Origin of the sequence: Streptomyces sp. NPDC007164 (assembly GCF_040634135.1) — a bacterium.
Lineage (GTDB): Bacteria > Actinomycetota > Actinomycetes > Streptomycetales > Streptomycetaceae > Streptomyces > Streptomyces sanglieri.
Map to the genome: position 1 here is coordinate 21,920 of NZ_JBEYFB010000044.1, position 19,938 is coordinate 41,857.

Here is a 19,938-nt window from a genome sequence, read left to right on the forward strand (position 1 = left end):
TACTCGTGCTGCACGTGGAGGGGCCGGCCGACGACGCGAGTGCTCCCCGGCCGGCCCCTCTCGACCTGTCCGAGTGATTACTCGCGGTCGTCCGCCGTGTTGCGGCGCCGCTTCGCGATGAACAACCCGCCACCGGCGAGTACCACGACCACCACGATGATGCCGATGACGACGCCGGTCGAGCCCGACCCGCCGGAGCTGTCCGAACTGCCGCCGGAAGCGGGAGCCGCAGACCACCAGCTCCAGTACCCGTCCTGGCCGTAGATGTTGCCGGCCGCCTCGGGCATGGTGGTGATCGACTTGATCTGGTCGGTGCGGTACGCCTCGACCGCGTTCGGGTACGCGATGACGCTCATGTACCCGGAGTCGTACAGCCACGACTGCATCTCATTGACGATTCCGGTGCGCTTGGCCGGGTCGTACTCGGCGAGCTGCTTCTTGTACAGCTCGTCGTACTTCTTGTCGCAGATGAAGTTGTCGGTGGTGGCGCTGTCCTTCGCCTTGGCCGGCAGCGCGGCACAGGTGTGGATGCCGAGCACGAAGTCGGGGTCCGGGTTGACGGACCAGCCGTCGAAGGCGAGGTCGTACTCACCCGCGTACCAGGGCACCGAGACGTTGTCGAGGCAGTCGACCTTCAGGCCGATGCCGAGCTTGCCCCACCACTCCTTGAGGTACTTGCCGATCGCCTTGTCGTTGGGGTCCGTGGCGTGGCAGAGGATGCGCAGGTCGAGCGGCTTGCCGTCCTTGCCGACCCGCTGGTCGCCCTTGAGCCTGTAGCCCGCCTCGTCGAGCAGCTTGGCCGCCTTGGCCGGGTCGTACGCGAGGCTCTGCTCGGCGGTCGGCTGCCAGTGGTACGCGGAGAAGCGCGGCGGGATGTAGCCCTGGCCCTCGACGGCGTGCCCCTGGAAGACCTTGTCGATGATGGTCTTGCGGTCGATGGACAGGAAGAGGGCCTGGCGCACCTTCTGGTCGAGAAGGGCCTTGTTGCCGTTGCCGAACTTCTTGCCGTCCTCGGTCTGCGCGCCCGGGTTGGTGGCCAGCGCGAAGAAGCGGCGGCCCGGGCCCTCGTTGATCTTGATGTTCTTCTCGCCCTTGAGCGAGGCGGCCTGAGCGGGCGTCAGCGCGGGGGAACCGGCGACGAAGGAGACCTCCCCCTTGCGCAGCGCGGCGACAGCGGCGTCCTGGTCCTTGTACGTCTTGAAGACCAGCTCGTCGAACTTCGGCTTGCCGCGCCAGAAGTCCTTGTTGGCCTTGAGCTTCACGTACTGGTCGACCTTGTAGTCGGTCACGACGAACGGCCCGTTGCCGACGATCGGGAACGCCTTGTCGTTGTTGAACTTGGAGAAGTCACCGACCTTCTCCCAGACGTGCTTCGGCACTATCGGCACATCGAGTGCCGCCATGGTGGCCTGCGGCTCCTTCAGCTCGATGACCAGCTGCGTGGGGCTGGGAGCCGTCACCTTCTTGAAGTTCGCGACGAAGTTGCCGTTGGCCTGCGCGGCGGCCTCGTCGGTCATCATCTTGTTGAACGTCCAGGCCGCGTCCTCGGCGGTGGTCTGCTGTCCGTCCGACCACTTGGAGTCGGGGCGGATGGTGTACGTCCAGGTCAGCTTGTCCGCGGACGGCTCCCACTTGGTGGCGAGGCCGGGGATCGCGTGGTTGTCCTTGGGGTCGTAGTTGGTGAGGAAGTCGTACATGAGCCGCGTGATGCTGGTGCTCATCAGCTTCTGGGCCAGGAACGGGCTCAGGGAGTCGACGCTCTGTGCGACGGCGACGGTCAGTGTCGACTTTCCGCTGTCGGCGGCCTGCGCCTGCTGCGGCGCGGCACCGAGCGGCATGCCCGGGACGACGGATCCGGCGGCCAGCGCCAGCGCGGCGGCACCGGAGGCCAGGAGAACACGCAGACGTGAGCGTGGCTTGGCGGAGCGTGGTGGAACTCTTTCGACCATGGTCAGGGACCTCACGTCATGACTCGCACGGAGAAGGCGGGTTGATCTGTGGTTCGCCAGCTGGTGAAGCGAAGGTTTATCAGCGGTGGTCGAGCTGCGTCAACGGTCATCGAAACGGCGTGTGGGCTGCGGGAATGTGCAGAGGGCCCGCACCGTGGAGACGGTGCGGGCCCTCATTGGTTCAGACCTCTGATGCCTTACTGCTGAGGCGCTGGCGGCGGCTGCTGCGGCCATCCGGCGGGCGGGACGGGACCTTGCAGCTCGGGCGGAACCGGCTGGCCGGGCTGACCCTGCTGCCAGCCGTTCTGCTGCGGTCCGGCGGGGCCGGGCTGCGGCGGGTACGGCTGCGGGGGCTGCTGACCGCCGTACGGCTGATGCTGCTGCGGGTACCCCTGCGGCTGCGGCTGCTGGGGGGCGTACTGCTGCTGGCCGGGCATCGGCGGGGCGTACTGCGGCGGCGGGGTGGAGCCGTTCGAGGTCCAGAGCCCCTGCTGCTGCTGGGCACGGGAGAAGTCCTCGGCGACCATCGCGGAGAGGTTGAAGTACGCCTCGCGGGTCTTGGGACGCATCATGTCGAGGTCGACCTCGGCACCGGCCGACAGGTGCTCGTCGAACGGCACGACGACCACGCCCCGGCAACGCGTCTCGAAGTGCTGCACGATGTCGTCGACCTTGATCATCTTGCCGGTCTCGCGGACCCCGGAGATGACGGTGATGGAACGCTGCACGAGCTCCGCGTACCCGTGTGCGGAGAGCCAGTCCAGCGTGGTGGACGCGCTGGACGCGCCGTCGACCGACGGCGTGGAGATGATGATCAGCTGGTCGGCGAGGTCCAGCACCCCACGCATCGCGCTGTAGAGCAGGCCGGTGCCCGAGTCGGTGAGGATGATCGGGTACTGCTTGCCCAGCACGTCGATCGCGCGCCGGTAGTCCTCGTCGTTGAACGTCGTGGAGACCGCCGGGTCCACGTCGTTGGCGATGATCTCCAGACCGGAGGGCGCCTGCGAGGTGAACCGGCGGATGTCCATGTACGAGTTGAGGTACGGGATCGCCTGGACCAGGTCACGGATGGTGGCACCGGTCTCGCGGCGCACCCGGCGGCCGAGGGTGCCCGCGTCCGGGTTGGCGTCGATGGCGAGGATCTTGTCCTGCCGCTCGGTGGCCAGGGTCGAGCCGAGGGCGGTGGTCGTCGTGGTCTTGCCGACGCCGCCCTTGAGGCTGATCACCGCGATCCGGTAGCAGGACAGCACCGGCGTACGGATCAGCTCCAGCTTGCGCTGCCGCTCCGCCTCCTCCTTCTTGCCGCCCAGCTTGAAGCGGGAAGCGCCGGACGGATTGCGGCTGCTCTTCGCCTTCTGCTTGCCCCGGACCAGCCGGTCGGAGGAGAGCTCCACGGCCGCCGTGTACCCGAGCGGGGCGCCGGGCACGGAACGCTCGCGCTGATCGTGCGTGACCGGGGTCGGCCAGGCACCACCGGTGCGGGGATCCACGGCCTGCCCCTGCTGCGGGTGTTGGGGCTGCGGCTGCTGCGGAGCCTGGGGCTGGGCCGGCTGCTGCGGGGTGACCTGCGCGGGGAGGTGGGGCGCGGGCTGGGCCGGCGGCAGGGCGCCCTGCGGGGCCTGCGGCGGCAGGGGCGCGCCCGGCTGCGCGGGCCACTGAGCACCCTGGGCCGGCTGAGCGGGCTGGGGCACCTGGGCGGCCTGCTGAGGCTGGGGTGCATGCGGTGCGTACGGCGGCTGAGATGCCTGGGGCTGCGGCTGCGGCTGCGGCTGCGGCTGGTGCGGGGCCTGCGGCTGCTGTGACGCCTGCGGGAATCCGTAGCCGCCCTGCGGCGCGGTCTGCTGAGCCGGGGGGGCGGGCTGCTGAGGGAATCCGTAACCGCCCTGCGGCGGCATCGGTGCCTGCGGCTGCTGCGGCGCCTGGCCCTGCGGGAATCCGTAGCCGCCGGGCGCCTGGCCGGCCGGGCCCGGAGCGGGCCACTGCTGGGCCGGCTGGGGCGCGGTGGGCTGCGGCGCGGCGGGCTGGAAGGCGGGCGGCAGCGGCGGCAGACCGCCCTGCGGCGGCGCCGGGGTCCAGGGGCTCGGCGCGACGGGCGCGACGGCACCCTGCGGTGCGTCGGCGGGCGGTACGTCCTGGGGCGCCGCATCCGCGACAGCGACAGCGACAACGTCGGAGGGGGCGGGGGCGGGCGCGGAGTCCTGCGGCCCGTCCGCCGGGGCATCGGCCGGGTCCGCACCGGAGTCCGGGGCGGCAGCGCCATCGGGCTCCTCGGCGGACGCGTCGGGGGTCCGCGCAGCGCTGGAAGCAGGCGCCCCGCCCGTACTCGAACCGCCGTCACCAGCACCGTCACCACCGGCATCGACAGCGGAACCGGCACCGGCATTGGCAGCGGCTTCGGCGACACTCGACCCCGAGGCGGCCCGGGACTCGTCCCCGGCATCGCTTCCGTCCCCGGCCTCCTCCGCCGAACGCCCCTCGATCTCCGCGATCTGCCGCTTCAGCGAGGCCGGCGAGAAGCGCATCGTCGAGCCGCTCTCCACGTCGCCGCTCCCGAACGGGTCCGGCGCACCGCCGGAATCGCCCGTCCCGCCCGCGGGGGCAGGCGCGGCGTCACCCGTCGGCGAGTGGGCAGCAACCGGCGCCGGAATGGGGGCGGCGGGCGTGGGCGGCGCGGGAATGGGCGCGGGCGGCGCCGGTGTCCAGTCGGAGTCGAAACCGCTCCCGGGGGACGGCGCGGGCACGGAAAGCGGTGCTCCGCTCGGCGGCGGAGGCGCCAGATGCGTACCGGCACCGCCCGACGATTCCCCCGGCGCGTTCTGCGTGTACCAGGCGGGCGGGGTGTAGTCGATGGTGAACTCACCCGTCATCTCGGCGGGCTCCGCGTCGGACGACTCGTCGACGGGCTTGTTCCAGCCCCCGCGGATCTCGTCCCGATCGCCGTTCACTTTGCCTCCTGGTGTGGTCGAGCACCCTTGTGCCGTGGTGGGTGGGGGCGACCGTTCCCGTTGTCTGATCCGCCCGGCTCTCCCCCTTGGGACGCGCATCGCTTGCCCTCGGGTTCTTCCGCTGCGCCCCGACCCACCCTAATCGTCATCGGGCTCACTGCGGCAGGCCGTATCGCACGGCAGAAACTGTCCAGTAGGTCACGCGCCGCCCTCAAGTGCTCCGAGTGCGGCGGAGCACACAGGCCAAAGCGGTCGATTGTGAATATATCCAGGCGCGACGAAAGGGCGACCACCCAGTTCGGACAGTCACCCTTTCACCGGACCGTTGCCTACTTGAGGTCGAACTCACCGTCCCGCGCACCCAGTACGAAAGCGCGCCACTCGGCCTCCGTGTACCGCAGCACGGTCTCCGGGTCCAGCGACGAGCGCATGGCGACCGCACCACCCGGCAGATGCGCGATCTCGACCCGTTCCTCGACGTTCTCGGTCCCCGGTGCGCTCAGCCACTCCACATCCGAGATGTCGAGAGCGTAGAGCTCGTCCTTTTCCTGCTGGGTGCCCATGCCGGCGTCCCTTCGATCGTGCCGTGTCGTTCCCCGCCATCCTCCCGGAAGCGGAAGGTCCAGGGTCGCGAACGGAAGAGTTCAGTCCATCCGGCGAGCGGTGCCGAGCAGTCCGGTCTCTATGTCCGTCGCGTTCGTCATCACCCAGTGGCGCTCGCCGCCCGCCACCCAGAGCGTGACACCGTCCGCCAGGGTGGGCAGGGCCTCGATCTCGGCCCGGGCGAGCCCCAGGATCCGGCCGGTCTGCTCCGCCTCGGCGGGCGAGACCCGCTGGACACCCACGAGCGTCGACGACCGCATCAACCGGGGCGCCACCGGGCTCAGATAGGGCAGCAGTGTCAGCACCGACTGCCAGGGCGAGGACACCACCCGGCCGCGGGGCGGGCGCATCCCGCAGTCCCGCACGACCACCACGGGACTGCCCACGGTCGCTCCGGACGGCGGAACCCGTCCCACGTCATGGAGGGAGACGCACTCAAGACCGGCGCCCGCGGCCTGCGCCAGCGTCGCCCACGCCTGGGTACGCCCGGTCTCGACCGCCACCCGTGCCCCGGTGGCCGCCGCGCGCAGCGCCAGCACCTGCGCCGTCCACAGGCCGCCGATCAGCAGGACGTCGTACGGTGCCGGGCGGTGGAACCCGATCAACTGCGGGTGCCCCTCGGCATCGGTGCCGATGATCACACCGTCGTCCCCGACCGGCAACGACAGCGCGCCGAGGTGTTCGGCGGCCAGAGTGTGTCCCGCGTGGCGCGGGCCGCGCAGTCCCCGCCTCGGTCCGATGCGATTCGTCACTGTGCGCCTCCCAGCGGGAGCGTCGCCAGCACGCCCGGCAGCTGCTCGCGGTCCAGCCGCACCAGGCCGACCTTGGCGTGCCGTGCGGCTTGCTCCAACGTCCTTCGTACTCCGACCAGTTCCGTATCGGAGCCGCCCGTGATCCGCACATGGCCGGACACCGACACCTCGCCCTGGTGCGAACCGGGCCGCACCGTCAGGCTGAAGGTCGTCGCATACGCGGGAACCGAGGTCAGCAGCGAGACGAGGCGCGGGAGCGGGGTCGCCGCTCGGCCCAACTCGGGCCAGCGGTCCACCGCGTACGCGGTGTGCCAACGGTCGTCGCACCGCCAGACCCTCGTCGTTTCCGTCGTCCGCCGCTGTGCCGGGGCGTCCGGGCGTCCGGCACGGGCCGAGAGCATGGGATTGGCGCAGGCGGATGTGGCCACGGCGGAATGCAGCTCCTCCTGGTCCAGCACCACGGCCCGGAATCCGGCCCCGGTGATCCGGCTCGCCACATGGTCCGCGACCCGGACCAGGCAACGCTGAGCCCCGCCGATGCCGCCCCCGCGCGCCTCGACCGCCTCCCGGCACAGCTCCGGATCCAGCTTCACGGCCACCCAGGTCATCCGCAGCGCGGGCGCTCCGATCTGCTCCTGGAGCGGGCCGTAGGAGAGCCGGGCCGCCGACTGCTGCGGCAGGTGCTGGGCCGGAGCGGGGCGTACCTGCTGCACGAGCTGCGCGGACTCCAGCACGATGTCGTCCACCGAAAGAGCGTCACCCAGGAGGGACAACGGGAGCGCCCGCGCACCGCGCGCCTGGCGCAGCGATTCACCGCTGGCCTCCACCCGTACGACAGCCGTCAGGAACGTACCGTCCCCGACCATGCCCACCGTGCGACGGTCCCGGTCGACATAGATGTACGGAGCGAAGCCCGGCACGCCTTCCGCCACCGGCGCCAGCTGCGGCTCCGTGTCAGCGTCGGACGCCATGGCCGTTCGCCTGCGGTCGCGGAGCGCGAGCGTCGTCGACAGCCAGTCCTGCACGGCCCGGCCCCGGCGACGTACCACCGCGAGCAGTACCAGCAGACAGGCGACCGAGACCGTGGGCACCAGCCAGGGACCGCCGAGCACGACGCCCACCGCGGCGACCGCCAGGGCCGCCTCGACGAGCACCATCTGCCGCAGCAGGCCGGCGGGGCGGCCGGTCCGCGAGACCGACCGCAGAGTCGTCCTCGCGGGTGCGCTCACCGGAGCGGCGGGAGCGGCGGCGGCCGGCTCGTTGCCACGTTGCCGTCGTGAAGTGCCGGACGCTCGATGGGTAGACCGCCCCGTGCGTTCGCGCGTCGCTGCACCCATCGCCGCGTTGCCCCCTTGTGTCCGTATGTACAGTTTTTTCACGGGTGTTGACCGGGCGATCACCCTACCTGAGCAGTGACGGCCAACTGCCAACAGGCGTAGCGGGGTGCCCAGTCGGCGACAGTGGACCACGGTGCGTGTGGGAACCTGGTCGCTCACTGGGGAAAAGGGGCAGCGGACAGATGGCATCACGGCGGGACGAACTCAACGCCTACACCTTCGCGAAGCGGAGGTTGATCGCACAGTTCCTGCAACCCAACCCGAGCGGTTCGGAGGAGGGCGCGCCGCGCCCCCTGCGTGCGGTGGTGCCCGGCACGATCGTCGGCGTCGTGATCATCGCGGTGTTCGGAGCCTGGGGGATGTTCAAGCCCGTAGCACCCCAGAAGTGGGACACCCCCTACGAGAACGTCATCATCGCCAGTAAATCCACCACGCGTTATGTGGTGTTGAAGACCGACGGCAAGACGCAGCTCCACCCGGTGCTGAACATGTCCTCCGCCAAGCTCCTGCTCGACCCGGACAAGGGCCGGGTCATCAACGTCGACGAATCCGTGCTCGACAACGGCAAGATCCCGCACGGCGCCACGCTCGGCATCCCGTACGCCCCCGACCGGCTGCCGGACGGGAGTGAAGCCGGGGCGAAGAAGCGGTGGGCCGTCTGCGAGCGGCCCGGCGAGGGCGGCAGGGCCATCCTGAAGGCGGCGTTCGTCTTCGCGGAGCGCGACCGGAAGAAGACCGAGGGCGCGGGCCGGCTGCACGGCGGTGAGCTGATGTACGTCGAGGGACCGGGGCCGGACAGAACCCGCTACATCGTGGACGCCGAGGGCAAGGCGTACAAGGTGAAGAAGGACGAACTGCTGCTGCGCGCCCTGCTCGACAACCGCCGCACCCCGCAGCGGGTCTCCGCCGCGTGGCTGGCCACCCTGCACACCGGGGACGCGGTCGACTTCCCGCCCCTCAGCGGAGTCCCCGGCGCCGACGCGGGCATCCAGGGGGAGCTGCCGCACGAGGCGAACAAGGTGGGCATGGTTCTCGCGGCGACCTCCGGCACCCGGACCCAGAAGTACGTGGTGCTGCCCGGCCGGGTCGCCCCCGTGTCGGACTTCGTCGCGAAGCTCCTGCTCAGCAGGCGGGATCTGGTCAAGCTCGGCCAGGACGGCAAGGCGAGGTCCGTCAGCGCGGGAGCGTTCGTGCCCGGCAAGGGGTTCGGGCAGAACTTCGACTGGCCCAGGAGCGAGCCGAAGCCCGTCAACTTCGCGAGCCCCAAGGCCGGCCGCCGCAACACCGTGTGCAACGTCCTGCGCGGTGTCGACACGAAGAACGGCGCCACCACGCTCAGCACATGGGTCGGCACGAGCTTCCCCGCAACGCTCCCCACCGGCTCCAGCAGCGCCTACGTCACCCCCGGATCCGGGCAGCTCTTCCGGCAGTTCAAGGGGTCCAGCGCCGACTCCGGCCCGCTCTTCCTGGTCACCGACACCGGTCTGCGCTATGCCATGCAGTCCAACGGCGACAGCGAGCAGGGCGACTCCGGCATCGGTGAATCGGGCACGAAGGAGGAGCGGGCGCAGCGGCAGCAGGAGGCACAACAGGCGCAGAACCGGCTCGGATACAAGGACGTCGTGCCCGCTCCCGTCCCGGCCGCCTGGTCCTCGTTCCTGCCCACGGGACCACGCCTGTCGACGGGCGCGGCCCGCCAGCCGCAGGGTTCCTGAGGGGCGTATCCACATGACGACTCACCCCTCTTCGCGTCCGTACCGACGTCCGCTGGCGGCCGCAGCCGCCACCGCCGTCCTCATCGTCACACTGCCGGTGCTGCCCGCGGCGGCGGACGACTCCACCCAGTGCACCTTCCCCTCGAAGATGTACGCGGGCCGCCCCTGGTCGTTGCAGCGCGTCCTGATGGACGAGTTGTGGAAGCAGTCCACCGGCAAGGGGGTACGGGTGGCGGTCATCGACACGGGCGTGGACATCAAGAACCCTCAGCTCAAGGGGGCCGTGGACACCAAGAGCGGCCGCAATTTCCTGAAGAAGGACATCAAGGACGACAACGGCAACAAGATCGAGCGCGGCAACGAGAACGGCACCACCGACAGAGTCGGGCACGGCACCAAGGTCGCCGGAATCATCGCCGCACGGGAGGTGAAGGGCACCGGCTTCACCGGTCTGGCTCCCGACGCGACGATCATCCCGCTCCAGCAGAACGACGCCGAGGGCCACGGAACAGCCGAAACGCTGGCCGACGCCATCAACTACGCAGTCGGCACCGCCCGCGCGGACGTCATCAACATCTCCCAGGACACGGCCAACGCGGTGAGGCCCGAGAGCATTCTGCAGAAGGCCGTGGACGCCGCCCTGGCCAAGGACATCGTGATCGTCGCCTCCGCAGGCAACGACGGGCTCGGCGGCAACGTCAAGAAGACCTACCCGGCCTCGTTCGACGGTGTCCTGGCCGTGGCCGCGTCGGACCGCAACAACGAGCGGGCGGCCTTCTCCCAGTCCGGCGATTTCGTGGGCGTGGCCGCCCCCGGCGTGGACATGATCTCGACGGTCCCCGACGGCGGACACTGCGCCGACAACGGCACCAGCTTCTCGGCCCCCTACGTAGCGGGAGTCGCCGCCCTCATCAAGGCGAAGCACCAGGACTGGACGCAGGAACAGATCGTCGCCCAGATCGAGCAGACGGCGGAACGCTCGGTGGCGGGCCACGACCACCTGGTGGGCTGGGGCGTCGTCGACCCGGTGCGTGCCCTGACGGAGGACGACAAGCCCATCGAGCGCCCGGCGGCGCACGAGGGCGTGAGCAAGGGCGAAGCGCCGACGCCGGCCGAACTTCACTTGGGCGAAACGGCGGACGAACGCAACGCACGCCTGGCGACCTATGTGGTGGTGGGCGGGGCGGTGCTGGTCGCCGCGATAGCGGGCGTCGCCGTGGCCGTGCGCGATGCCCGTCGGCGGTCCAGGCGGTCCAGGCGGTTCTCGGCCGGGAATCGATCCGCGGAAGTCACGTGATGGATAAGAAGGTTGGCCCTGTCGTAGCCAGTGACTAGGGTTTGGAATGAGCTCGGACTTGTTCACGTGAGTGCGAAAGCAACGAGTGACAGTCCGAGCAAACGGGGAATCGGGGAAACGGGGAGGGCAGGATCGTGGCCGGTCCAGGCGACCTCCGGCGTGGTGTTGGCGCGCTGGAGAAGTTCCAAAGTCGTGTCAACGCGTTGCTCGCCGACCTTGAAGGGTCGGCCGCCGGCAAATCGAAGATCGCGGCGCAGACGGTGTCACGCGCCGCACTGAGCGGCCAGAACGCGTGCTTCGCGGAGGCGGACGGGCTGTACACGCAGTACAACCGCGTCCACGAGGCGCTCGTCTCGCTCTCCAAGTCGCTCGGAGACCAGATCGAGTACTTGAGCCTGGGCGTGCACGCGGCGGCCGTCGGCTTCGAGAACGTGGACGACGACGTGCGGCGCCGGTTCTACGAGATCCAGGCGCGCTTGGACAAGGAGCAGGAGAAGGCGCAGGCGGAGAAGACCGAGAAGCCTGAGCAGCCGCGCTCCGACAGCAGGACCGGCTCGGCCTACGACGACCTGGGGGACAGCTGATGAGCGACGACAAGCAGCCGGAACTGACCCCCAAGGAACAGCGGGCCCAGGATCAGCAGCGTGTCCAGAACCAGTTGATCGTCACTGACGTCAACCGGCAGGTCCAGGACGTCATGGACCTGTTCCCCTTCGGGGGTTCGGGCAACTCGGGACGGACTTCGTTCGAGGGCTTCGACCTCAACGCGATGATCGACCTGATCGAGAACTCCAATCCGGAGCACCTCGAACACGCGGGTGAGGCACTCCTGACGGCGAGGAGAGCCATCGCCAAGGCCGCGAACGAACTGGGCGATTTCATCAAGGACGTCGACTGGGAGGGCGAGTCCGGAACTGCCTTCCGCGACTGGGGTACGGGTCTGGTCGCCCACGCCCTGAAGCTGGGCGATTTCGCGGAGACCACCGGAATCCAGATCACGGTCGCGGGCACCGGCCTCGCCTCGGTGCGCAAGTCCTTGCCGCCGCGCGACAGCCGCTTGGTACGCAAGCCAGTCGACGAGATCGAGACTCCGAAGCGGGTCGAGGGCAATCCGGAGTACGCCGCGGCGCTGAAGGTCGAGAAGGACCGCCAAGAGGCCATCAACCAGGCGAACCGGCTGGCTTCGTACTACGCGGTGTCGGAGGAGACGCTGGCGGCGCAGGCGCCGCCGCGGTTCGAAAAGAAGCTTGATGTCGCGATGCCGAAGCCGCAGGGCGACGTCCGGGAAAATTCCAACTCGGCGGGCTCATCGGCAGGTTCCGAGCGAATGGGTGTCAGTACGACACAGGGCCACTCAGAGCGTACTGCCACGGCTGATGGCGGCACCTCAGGCGTCACAAGCAATCGAGCGGCAATCGAGTCACTCGGAACTGCACCCGCGCCCGACACAAGCACTTCGACGGAGATCGACAGTGTGAAGGCGCCACCGGCCCCCGTGACAGTTCCCGACACGTCCCCCGCGCCGCCGACCGCAAATCCTACGGGCCCGAGTACAGGCCCGAATCCGCCCGTGGTGAATGAGTTTGTGAACCCTGTGGCAGGTGGCTCGCGACGTTCCACGCCACCAACCGGGCTGCCCAGAACAATTGGGCAGCCCGGAAGGAGCGGACCCACGAGCAGCGGGCCTACGGCGACTGGGCGCACTGGAGTTCCGGTCGGGCGTCCGGCTCCCATTGGCGGTGGCCCGGGCTCAGGCACGTCTGGACGCCCTGGTGGAGGCGGGAGTCAGCCGCCCGCTGCTGGTCGGACCAGCGTGACTGGAGGCAGGCCCATGGCAGGTGGTCCTGCAAATACCTCCAAGTCCCCTGGCCCGCGTACTGGGCGCGCCAGGGCCATCGTGGGTGGGACCCCACAACGCACCGCTCCGGGCACAGACTCGGCTGGCGGCACTCGCGGTGCTCCGCGCGGAACGGTGATCGGAGCCGGCGGAACCAACGCTGCGACTCGACCTGGCGGGCGTGGGACTCCCAGCTCGAAGGGCGTTGTGGGTACGCCTCGTAGCGCTGCCGGATCCGGCTCGGGTTCGAGGGGCTTCACGGCTGGAGGCGCGGGCCTCGTACGTGGTCCCGCTGGGCGACGGGACTCCGACGACGAGGACCGGGACGGCGGCGCCCCGCGCCCGGACTACCTGGTGGAAGACAGAGAGACGTGGGAGGCCGGACGGCGTGGAGCTGCACCCCCGGTGATCGAGTAGGTACAGGGAAGGTTCGGAAGTCAGGATGGCAGCAGGAATGAGCCAGACCCGGAAGCGCCGTATGTCTGTCGGATTGCGAGGACGTCTGCTCGGCACGATGGCCGTGGTTGGTGCTTGGAGCGTGGGATTTGCGGGGGTTACCCCCTCTGCGGCGGCCGCAGACGTGCAATCGAAGCAGTGGTACCTCAGCGCCATGCGTGCGGAGGAGATGTGGAAGGTCACCACGGGCGAAGGCATCAAGGTTGCTGTCATCGACACCGGGGTCAACCCATCGACTCCGTCCCTGAAGGGCCAGGTTCTGAAGGGATTGGACGCTACAGGTACCGACGGTGACGAGTACGACGACTACAACGGGCATGGCACCACCATGGCTGAGTTGATCGCCGGAACGGGTAAGGGCGGGGGCCTGAAAGGCCTCGCTCCGGGTGCGAAGATCATCCCGATGCGAATCACCAATACAGATCTCCAGAATAAGAAATCGGTGAACGCTCACGACACTGCAGACGCCATCCGGGCCGCAGCGGACAGTGATGCGCAGATCATCAGCATGTCTTTTGCGAGCGATTTCCCGGGGCGGGAAGAGCGAGTAGCAGTTAAATACGCGGAAAGCAAGGGAAAGCTATTCTTCGCAGGAGTTGGAAACAACGCTGAGAAGGGCAACAAGGAGCAATTTCCCGCCTCGTATCCGCAGGTGGTTGGCGTCGCCGCAACTGACAGCGCTGGCAAGGCCTCCGCGTACTCTCAGCACGGGAGTAGCGTAGATATCGCCGCTCCCGCAGATGACATCCCGTATTGGTGTGACGAAAACTTCCGAGGCTACTGCGATGGCAACGGCGGCACCAGCGCAGCCACCGCCATCGCATCAGCCTCCGCCGCCCTGATCTGGTCCGCCCACCCCGACTGGACGGCCAACCAGGTGCTCAACGTCCTCTTCGATACGGCTGGACGAGGCGACTGGAAGAAGGGCACTCTCAGCAACTACCTCGGCCACGGCATTATCCGTCCGGCCGTCAACATCCTCAAGGGCAAGGGAAACCCCGGCGCCCCGGACATCAGCCCCCTCACCAAGGAAAAGACGTCCGGCTCCTCGGCCTCCCCAGCCGCCTCCGCACCAGGCTCGTCACAGCCCCAGAAGAAGGAAACGGCTGATGGCGCCGTCGTGGCAGGCTCCAGCAATGAGAAGGACGACGGCAGTTCGCTCGGACTGATCATCGGCGGAGCGGCCGCGGTCGTCGTGCTGGGCGGCGGAGCCTTCGCGCTCATTCGTAAGCGCCGCACGACCTGACCAACCGTACGTTCTGCACCCGTACCCACCGGCGAGCAAAGCCGGGACGAACAAGAACATCAGGAAGGAAGCCGAGATCATGGCTGATCAGAAGCTCTCAGATGCCGCACTCCTCAAGCTGGAGGGCGAGCTCTCCACGCGATTCGACTCGGTGAAGGGCCAGCTGAAGGTGCTCCAGGGGACGATCGACAGCCTGGAAGGTCACTGGAAGGGCATCGGCGCCGGCGCCTTCAACACGAAGCAGGAGGAGGTCAACCGGAAGATGGTCAGCATTGCCCATCGGTTGCTCAACTTCCAGGAGGCCATCAAGGCGGCGCGCACCATCAAGGACAACACCGAGGACGAGATCAGGCAGGCTCTCCAGGGCGTCGACGTCGTCGGCGGTTACTCGGGCGACGCCGGCGCAGAGGCCAGGACCTCGAACCTCAACAACTTCTGACCCGCGCACGTTCCACGTACGAGGCCTTAATACCAAACCTAGATAACACGGGAGGACCGCATGTCGGGCAACAACGACGGCACGATGGTTGTCACTTACGCGAGCCTGGATCTCGCAGCCGGCGCCATCGACCGGCAGAGCAAGCAGCTCCAGGAGGACCTGGCGGCCATCAAGCGGATGATCGCCAACGTGTCCGAGCTCTGGGTGGGCGAGGCCAAGAGCGCCTACGACACCGCTCAGAAAGGCTGGGACGACGACGCCAGGGGAATTCACAATGCCCTGAGCGAGATCTCGCGCAAGGTGCGTGAGGCCGGTGGTTCCTACCACGCAGGCGACAAGCGGGCGCGAGCCAACTTCGAGTAGAACTCGGCAGATCACAGATCAGGGTGGGCACGCACGGGAGGTGCCCACCCTGATCTATGTCCCGTCCACCAAGCCGAGCACACCACAGCGCCTCTGCCGCGAGGCAGGGGCGCCGTCGTTGCACCCTAGAGCAGAGCCATCCCCGTTCCGGGGGCCCAGCAGGTACGGGGTGGGAGAGTTGATCTACGTCAACTCGCAGGCGTAGTCCGGCTAGTTGGCTCCGGCCACACCAGGCATCCGATGCTTCCCGGGCGCAGGGAAATCAGCTGGGTCGCACGGTCGGGTGTACGCAGCGACATCCGGAACCCGCCGTCCACAGCGGTGACCTGGGCGCTTCCGTCGTCGTGCGCGAGCCCCCACGCAGCGACCCGGGCGTCAGGCTCGCCGCCGTCGGTTTCGAACTGCTCGACCACGGCGAAGAGGCGGGGTGCGGTGGCTTCGACGAGGGCGCGGATCTCGTGGGCGAAGCGGTCGGGCGGGTCAGTGGGAGAGGAAGGCAGAGATACGTTAGTCATGTGAAGTCTCCTGTCGACGAGAGGAGTTGAGGTGCATTGATAACGTAGCTCGCGCGGGGATAGATATATCCCTTTTGGAGGGAGAGTTTAGATGTCCCGTCGTGTGAGTGACGGATGGAACGCCAGTGTGAATGGAGGTGGGTTCGGGTGGCTCGGGTGATGCCTCCGACGCTCCGACAGCGGCGCCTGGCAGCCGAACTGCGCAAGCTGCGAGAGCGGGCTGGTCTCACATCGACGATGGCTGCGGCCCGCGTCGGTGTGCAACAGGCGAGAATGAGCATGATCGAAGCCGGGCGTTATGCGGTGAGCGCTGAGCGAGTGCGTGCCATGGCGAACAGCTACTCATGCGATGACGTCGCTCTGGTGGATGCCATGGCAGAGATGACAGGCGGCCGAGAGCGCGGCTGGTGGGACGAGTACCGCGAGCTGTTGCCTGCGGGACTGATCGAGGTAGCCGAGTGTGAGCACTGGGCGACCTCGATGCGTGTGGGGGTAGTCGTCTCCATGCCAGGACTGGTGCAGACGCTGGAGCACGCTCGAGCAGTATTCAGGCAGAGCGTTCCGCAGTTGCGACCCGATGAGATCGAGCATCGCGCTTCTTTCCGAGTCAAGCGCCAAGCGGTGCTCTTCCGGGAGGTCGCACTGCCCTACACCGCCGTCGTTCATGAAGCAGCGCTACGTATGCGCTTTGGTGGAGATGAGATCACTCGGGCGCAGTTGCTTCACATGACCGCGATGATGGAGCAGGACAACGTGACAGTCCGAGTGATTCCCTTCGAGCGCCAGGATTTCCCTGCTGCTGGGCAGCCGATCACCTACGTCGCGGGGCAGGTGCCACAGCTGGACACCGTTGTGCTGGATTCCGATCACGGCTGTGATTTCCTCGAAGCTGAGGCGCAGCTTGCGCGCTACAGATCTGTCCTGGACCGCATGGAGAGCTGCGCGCTCAGCCCTGCGCAGAGCCGTGACTTCGTCCATAAAATTGCGAGAAGTCTCTGAGAGGCCTTTTCATGTCCGAGTACAACTGGCAGAAGTCCTCATACAGCACCGAGGGCGCGAACTGCATCAATGTCGCCAGAGCGTCTGATGGCACGTTCCGGCTGCGAGAGAGTGACGAGCCAAACGTCATACTCGCCACCGGCAGCGTCGGCCTGTCCGCGCTGCTCGCGTTGATCAAAGCTGACCGGGTAGCCAGCGCCTAGCGCAGGGGGAAAGTCGAAGTTCTCTGATCTGGACAGGTTGATACTGGGATGTCTCCCGGATCAGGCAGGCCGCGACCTCGCCGCCGAGCGCCCCGGCCAGACTTTGGCCGGGGACACCGCGGCCGAGCTCGTCGTCGCCGCGCTGGGGAGCGGGCCGTGGGCCGTGGGTGTCAGACCGTGCAGCCGAGCGCTTTCTTCACCTTCGGCACGACATCGACGGCGAAGGACTCGATGTGATCGCGCCGCTGGGTGACATCGCCGGTGGACTTGAGACTGACCTCGACATACACGATGGCGTACTTGGCATCGGGGGCCGCGCACTGCGTGCTGACCATGGCGTTGAAGTCACCCACCGCGCCCAGCCCGTTGAACGGCAGGTCTACCATCTTCGCCCGGTTCTCGAAGCGAAACTCCTCCGACTCGTCCATCGGGTCGTAGAGCTTGTCGACCTTCTCGAGCCGGAGGTTGACCACGAGCCATTCGTCAACCCAGATGGCGCAGTTGCCCACGCCCGTGGCCACGGGCGTGCCCAGGACCTTGAGCTCCTTCCCGTCCACGAGGAACGGGTCGAGCGCCTTTTCGCTGACTGGGACGCCGCACGCCTCCTTCGGAACGGTGTACTCGCGTCCCCCGCTGCACGCGCCGAGTGACAGCGCGAGGCAGCAGGCCAGAGCTGAGGAGGTGAGGCGCCGTGATGTCTTCCCAGTCATTGGATGCCCGCCACTCCTTCCGCCTTCTTGTTGCCGTCGTTGGCGGCTTCCCCGATCTGTTTGTAGATGCCGTGGTCTTTCGAGTAGCCCTCGTGGGCCGGATCCTCGGCCCACTCCGCGTTCTCCTCATACCAGATGTCCGCGACCCTCTGGAGCTCCGTGGTGCGCCGGGTGTACGTCTCCTGGTGGTCTGCGGTCGCTTGACTGCTGATCTTGTTCTGCTCGTCCTCGAGCATCTTTGACGTGACTATGTCCACAATGCGTTGGGCGGCATCACCGGCCGGATGCAACGGTGTGACGAGGCCGCCGATGACGTGATACCTCCCAGCTTTCTTCCACGAGGCGTCGGCGAGCTTCTCGCCCTTCTCGTCGTTGGTGGCCTGGTAGCGGGCCTCCTCCAGGAAGCCGACGGTGCGGCCGGCGCGGTCCAGGCTGTCTTCCGGATGCGCCTTCTCCGTGTAGATGTCGGCCAGGACCGCTCCATGCATCTGCCTGGCGAGCTCCCCGTAAGCGTCCCTGTTCCGCGAGATTTGCTTGCTGACCTCCATCAGCTGTCCAGAGTCGAGCTCGTGCCGTGACACGGGATCGCTCATCGACTGGTGCACCCAGTCGCCGTGGTTGCCCATGGCCAGCGCCATGTCGTTGCGCAGCTCGGACGGGAAGTCGTTGCCCATGCTGGAGAGGATTCCGAGGGTGCGCTTCATGGCCTCCCGCTGCTCCGGCGAGTGCGCCAGGAACTCCGCAGCGGGGGCCTTCGGGTCGGACACGCCCGACACCGCCGCGAACATGGCCTTGCCGGCCGCGTTCTTGCCCTCGTTCTGACCGTCGTGCAGCGGTGAATCGTCGAAGTACGGGCGGTCCTTCAGTACCCACTGCGCGTTGTCCTGCGGCTCCTTCGAGTTGAAGAAGTCCGTCGAGGCGTCCGGGCTGTTGGAGAGTGCCGTGAGGAAGCCCGTCATCGGATCCCGGCCGAACTCCTCGTCACCGATGAAGTTCAGCTTCGGCTTCGGAGGCTGGTTCCAGTAGTGGTCCGGCAGCCTCATCTCCTTCTCCTTGGCGACCAGTGAGTCGCCGTACTTGTTGAGGAACTGATCGTCGTAGTCGCCCGTTCGCATGAGGTTGCTCATGATCTGGAAGCCCCAGACGTCACCCTGGCGGGTGGAGTACCGCTCGCCCGCGAGCTTCACCATGTTGCTCTCCCACTGCCGCATGGCAGGGCTGTCCGACTGGGTGGCGCCACCCAGGACATCGCCCAGGTTCTTCTGGAAGTCACCGAGCTGGTTGAGCTGCGTGCGGGTCAGGTCATTGGGGCTGTCCGGGCTTGAAAGGTCCGCCCAGAACTCCAACGTCGCCTTCGGGCCCAGCTGGGTGGCGAACTCCTCTTGGAACAACGGGTCGTTCTTGAACGAGCTGAGCAGACCGTTCAGCTTCTGGAACTCCTCCGGCGACATCTCGTCGCCCTTCTCCTTGATCAGCTTGGCTGCTTCCTCCGCCTTGCGCACGGCTTCGATCGCGGTGTCACGGTCACTGTACGAGGCGCCGGAGAAGCCGACCTCGGCCTGGTCGACGATGGCGCGCAGGACGGTCGCAGCGGTTGTGTCGCTTTCCGTCGCCCGGTTCAGGATGCGCTGCACATCGTCCCGCAGCTGCTCCGCGTCCTGCGGGGAGTGGTCCGGAACGTCGTGGCCCTTGGCGGCGCGGTCCGGGTGGATGAGCATCGTCACGGTGAAGCCGCCACCGCCGGTCTGGGTCACCGTGAGATTCCTCTTGCGACCCCGCTCCAAGGCCTGATCCAGCTGCTCCTTGTAGCTCACCAGCTCGCCGTAGGTGTCCTTGAGGATGTCGTGGATGGTCTTCGCCTGAGTGTGGGCGTCAGAGAATTCACCCGCTGTCTTGGTGATGAATTCACGAGAGACCGTGGCATTCAGACCGGCCCAGTTGGCTTTGTCCGCCTTCGCCTTCAGATCGTCCCGTGCGTCCGATTTCAGCGTTTCGAGTTTGCCGACCACCCCGTTCCAGGCCGTGATGGCCTGGCCGAGCTGGCTGAAGCTGCCATGGAGCAGCGCTTCGAAGTCCATCAGCGCTGCGTCCTCTCCGTGAAACCGTCGTCCAGCGTCGAAATGCTGCTCACGACGCCGTAGATGTAGTACTCGTCACCCGCGTGTGCCCCCTTGGTGAAATCCATGTGGTTGGAAATGTGCGCGCAGGCGTCCAGCAGGGTCTTGAGCTGCTCCTCCCAGCGCTCCTGTACGTGGTCGAGCGCGCCTCCCAGTGCGAAGCCCTGGGTGCTCAGATCCTTTGCGGCCGTCTGACTGATGGACCAGGCATCACGGCCGTATTTGCCCAGATTGTCAAAGAGCTTGAAAGCGGCGTCACCGACGGCCGCGAGGTCCTGCTGATTGACCTTCAGGTCGCCTCCAGGGGCGGGTGAGCCGCCGATTTCGTCCGGCACACGATTCAGCTGCATCGCTGCGGACCCCTTCTCGGTAGCCGCTGTCTTGAGCTGCTCCCATTCGTCCCAGGTCATCTGACCCCTTCCCCCGTGCTGCCTGTTCCGCCGAGCTGGATGAGA

General features: G+C 67.6%; 18 protein-coding genes. 8 read left to right on the plus strand and 10 right to left on the minus strand.

The genetic code is table 11. The features are described from left to right. Positions 1-77: 77 nt before the first annotated feature. The 5 genes from ABZ622_RS34020 to eccE form a co-directional block, all read right to left on the minus strand. Complete coding sequence (locus ABZ622_RS34020) at positions 78-1,949, minus strand: ABC transporter substrate-binding protein (protein ID WP_360549922.1); 1,872 nt, start codon at positions 1,947-1,949, stop codon at positions 78-80. Between the two features lie 197 nt (positions 1,950-2,146). Then, the gene (locus tag ABZ622_RS34025; RefSeq protein WP_360549924.1) at positions 2,147-4,894 is read right to left on the minus strand and encodes an SCO5717 family growth-regulating ATPase; all 2,748 of its coding nucleotides are present in this window, start codon (positions 4,892-4,894) and stop codon (positions 2,147-2,149) included. Positions 4,895-5,223: 329 nt separating this feature from the next. Beyond that, the gene (locus ABZ622_RS34030; RefSeq protein ID WP_124274972.1) at positions 5,224-5,457 is read right to left on the minus strand and encodes a DUF397 domain-containing protein; all 234 of its coding nucleotides are present in this window, start codon (positions 5,455-5,457) and stop codon (positions 5,224-5,226) included. An 81-nt stretch (positions 5,458-5,538) separates the two neighbouring features. After that, positions 5,539-6,249, minus strand: a complete 711-nt coding sequence (locus ABZ622_RS34035; protein WP_360549926.1) for a hypothetical protein — start codon at positions 6,247-6,249, stop codon at positions 5,539-5,541. Then, entirely contained in the window at positions 6,246-7,586 is a 1,341-nt protein-coding gene (eccE, locus tag ABZ622_RS34040) for a type VII secretion protein EccE (RefSeq protein WP_360549928.1), read from the minus strand. Before eccE ends, ABZ622_RS34035 begins: the two co-directional genes overlap by 4 nt. Before the next feature lie 182 nt (positions 7,587-7,768). On the opposite strand from eccE, the gene eccB reads away from it, so the two are divergent. The 3 genes from eccB (at position 7,769) to ABZ622_RS34055 (ending at position 11,182) form a co-directional block, all read left to right on the plus strand. Then, positions 7,769-9,301, plus strand: coding sequence for a type VII secretion protein EccB (gene eccB, locus ABZ622_RS34045; protein WP_360549930.1), 1,533 nt, complete (start codon positions 7,769-7,771; stop codon positions 9,299-9,301). Between the two features lie 13 nt (positions 9,302-9,314). Next, positions 9,315-10,598, plus strand: a complete 1,284-nt coding sequence (gene mycP / locus ABZ622_RS34050) for a type VII secretion-associated serine protease mycosin (protein WP_360549932.1) — start codon at positions 9,315-9,317, stop codon at positions 10,596-10,598. Positions 10,599-10,729: 131 nt separating this feature from the next. After that, entirely contained in the window at positions 10,730-11,182 is a 453-nt protein-coding gene (locus ABZ622_RS34055; protein ID WP_360549965.1) for a hypothetical protein, read from the plus strand. Here the strand turns inward: ABZ622_RS34055 and ABZ622_RS34060 are convergent. Further along, entirely contained in the window at positions 11,158-11,751 is a 594-nt protein-coding gene (locus ABZ622_RS34060; RefSeq protein ID WP_360549934.1) for a hypothetical protein, read from the minus strand. The two genes, ABZ622_RS34055 and ABZ622_RS34060, sit on opposite strands and share 25 nt — an antisense overlap. 1,126 nt (positions 11,752-12,877) lie before the next feature. Here ABZ622_RS34060 and ABZ622_RS34065 point away from each other — a divergent pair. The 3 genes from ABZ622_RS34065 (at position 12,878) to ABZ622_RS34075 (ending at position 14,939) form a co-directional block, all read left to right on the plus strand. Continuing rightward, positions 12,878-14,137, plus strand: coding sequence for a S8 family serine peptidase (locus tag ABZ622_RS34065; RefSeq protein ID WP_360549936.1), 1,260 nt, complete (start codon positions 12,878-12,880; stop codon positions 14,135-14,137). A 79-nt stretch (positions 14,138-14,216) separates the two neighbouring features. Beyond that, the gene (locus ABZ622_RS34070; protein WP_266490231.1) at positions 14,217-14,576 is read left to right on the plus strand and encodes a WXG100 family type VII secretion target; all 360 of its coding nucleotides are present in this window, start codon (positions 14,217-14,219) and stop codon (positions 14,574-14,576) included. A 60-nt stretch (positions 14,577-14,636) separates the two neighbouring features. Then, the gene (locus tag ABZ622_RS34075; RefSeq protein WP_360549939.1) at positions 14,637-14,939 is read left to right on the plus strand and encodes a WXG100 family type VII secretion target; all 303 of its coding nucleotides are present in this window, start codon (positions 14,637-14,639) and stop codon (positions 14,937-14,939) included. 188 nt (positions 14,940-15,127) lie between these two features. On the opposite strand, the gene ABZ622_RS34080 is transcribed toward ABZ622_RS34075, so the two are convergent. Next, a complete protein-coding gene (locus ABZ622_RS34080; protein WP_360549941.1) occupies positions 15,128-15,454 on the minus strand; it encodes a hypothetical protein in 327 nt (108 codons plus the stop codon). A gap of 159 nt (positions 15,455-15,613) precedes the next feature. On the opposite strand from ABZ622_RS34080, the gene ABZ622_RS34085 reads away from it, so the two are divergent. Continuing rightward, the gene (locus tag ABZ622_RS34085) at positions 15,614-16,453 is read left to right on the plus strand and encodes a helix-turn-helix transcriptional regulator (protein ID WP_360549943.1); all 840 of its coding nucleotides are present in this window, start codon (positions 15,614-15,616) and stop codon (positions 16,451-16,453) included. A gap of 11 nt (positions 16,454-16,464) precedes the next feature. Continuing rightward, entirely contained in the window at positions 16,465-16,656 is a 192-nt protein-coding gene (locus ABZ622_RS34090; RefSeq protein WP_360549945.1) for a DUF397 domain-containing protein, read from the plus strand. A 170-nt stretch (positions 16,657-16,826) separates the two neighbouring features. On the opposite strand, the gene ABZ622_RS34095 is transcribed toward ABZ622_RS34090, so the two are convergent. Genes ABZ622_RS34095 through ABZ622_RS34105 form a run of 3 tightly spaced genes read right to left on the minus strand, consistent with a single transcriptional unit; the run spans position 16,827 to position 19,893 of the window. Next, positions 16,827-17,366, minus strand: coding sequence for a hypothetical protein (locus tag ABZ622_RS34095; protein ID WP_360549947.1), 540 nt, complete (start codon positions 17,364-17,366; stop codon positions 16,827-16,829). Beyond that, on the minus strand, positions 17,363-19,444 hold the full coding sequence (locus ABZ622_RS34100) for a hypothetical protein (RefSeq protein WP_360549949.1): 2,082 nt from the start codon (positions 19,442-19,444) through the stop codon (positions 17,363-17,365). Before ABZ622_RS34100 ends, ABZ622_RS34095 begins: the two co-directional genes overlap by 4 nt. Continuing rightward, positions 19,444-19,893: a hypothetical protein gene (locus tag ABZ622_RS34105; RefSeq protein WP_360549951.1), complete on the minus strand. Its 450-nt coding sequence runs from the start codon at positions 19,891-19,893 to the stop codon at positions 19,444-19,446. The genes ABZ622_RS34100 and ABZ622_RS34105 overlap by 1 nt, the downstream gene beginning before the upstream one ends. Between the last annotated feature and the right edge of the window lie 45 nt (positions 19,894-19,938).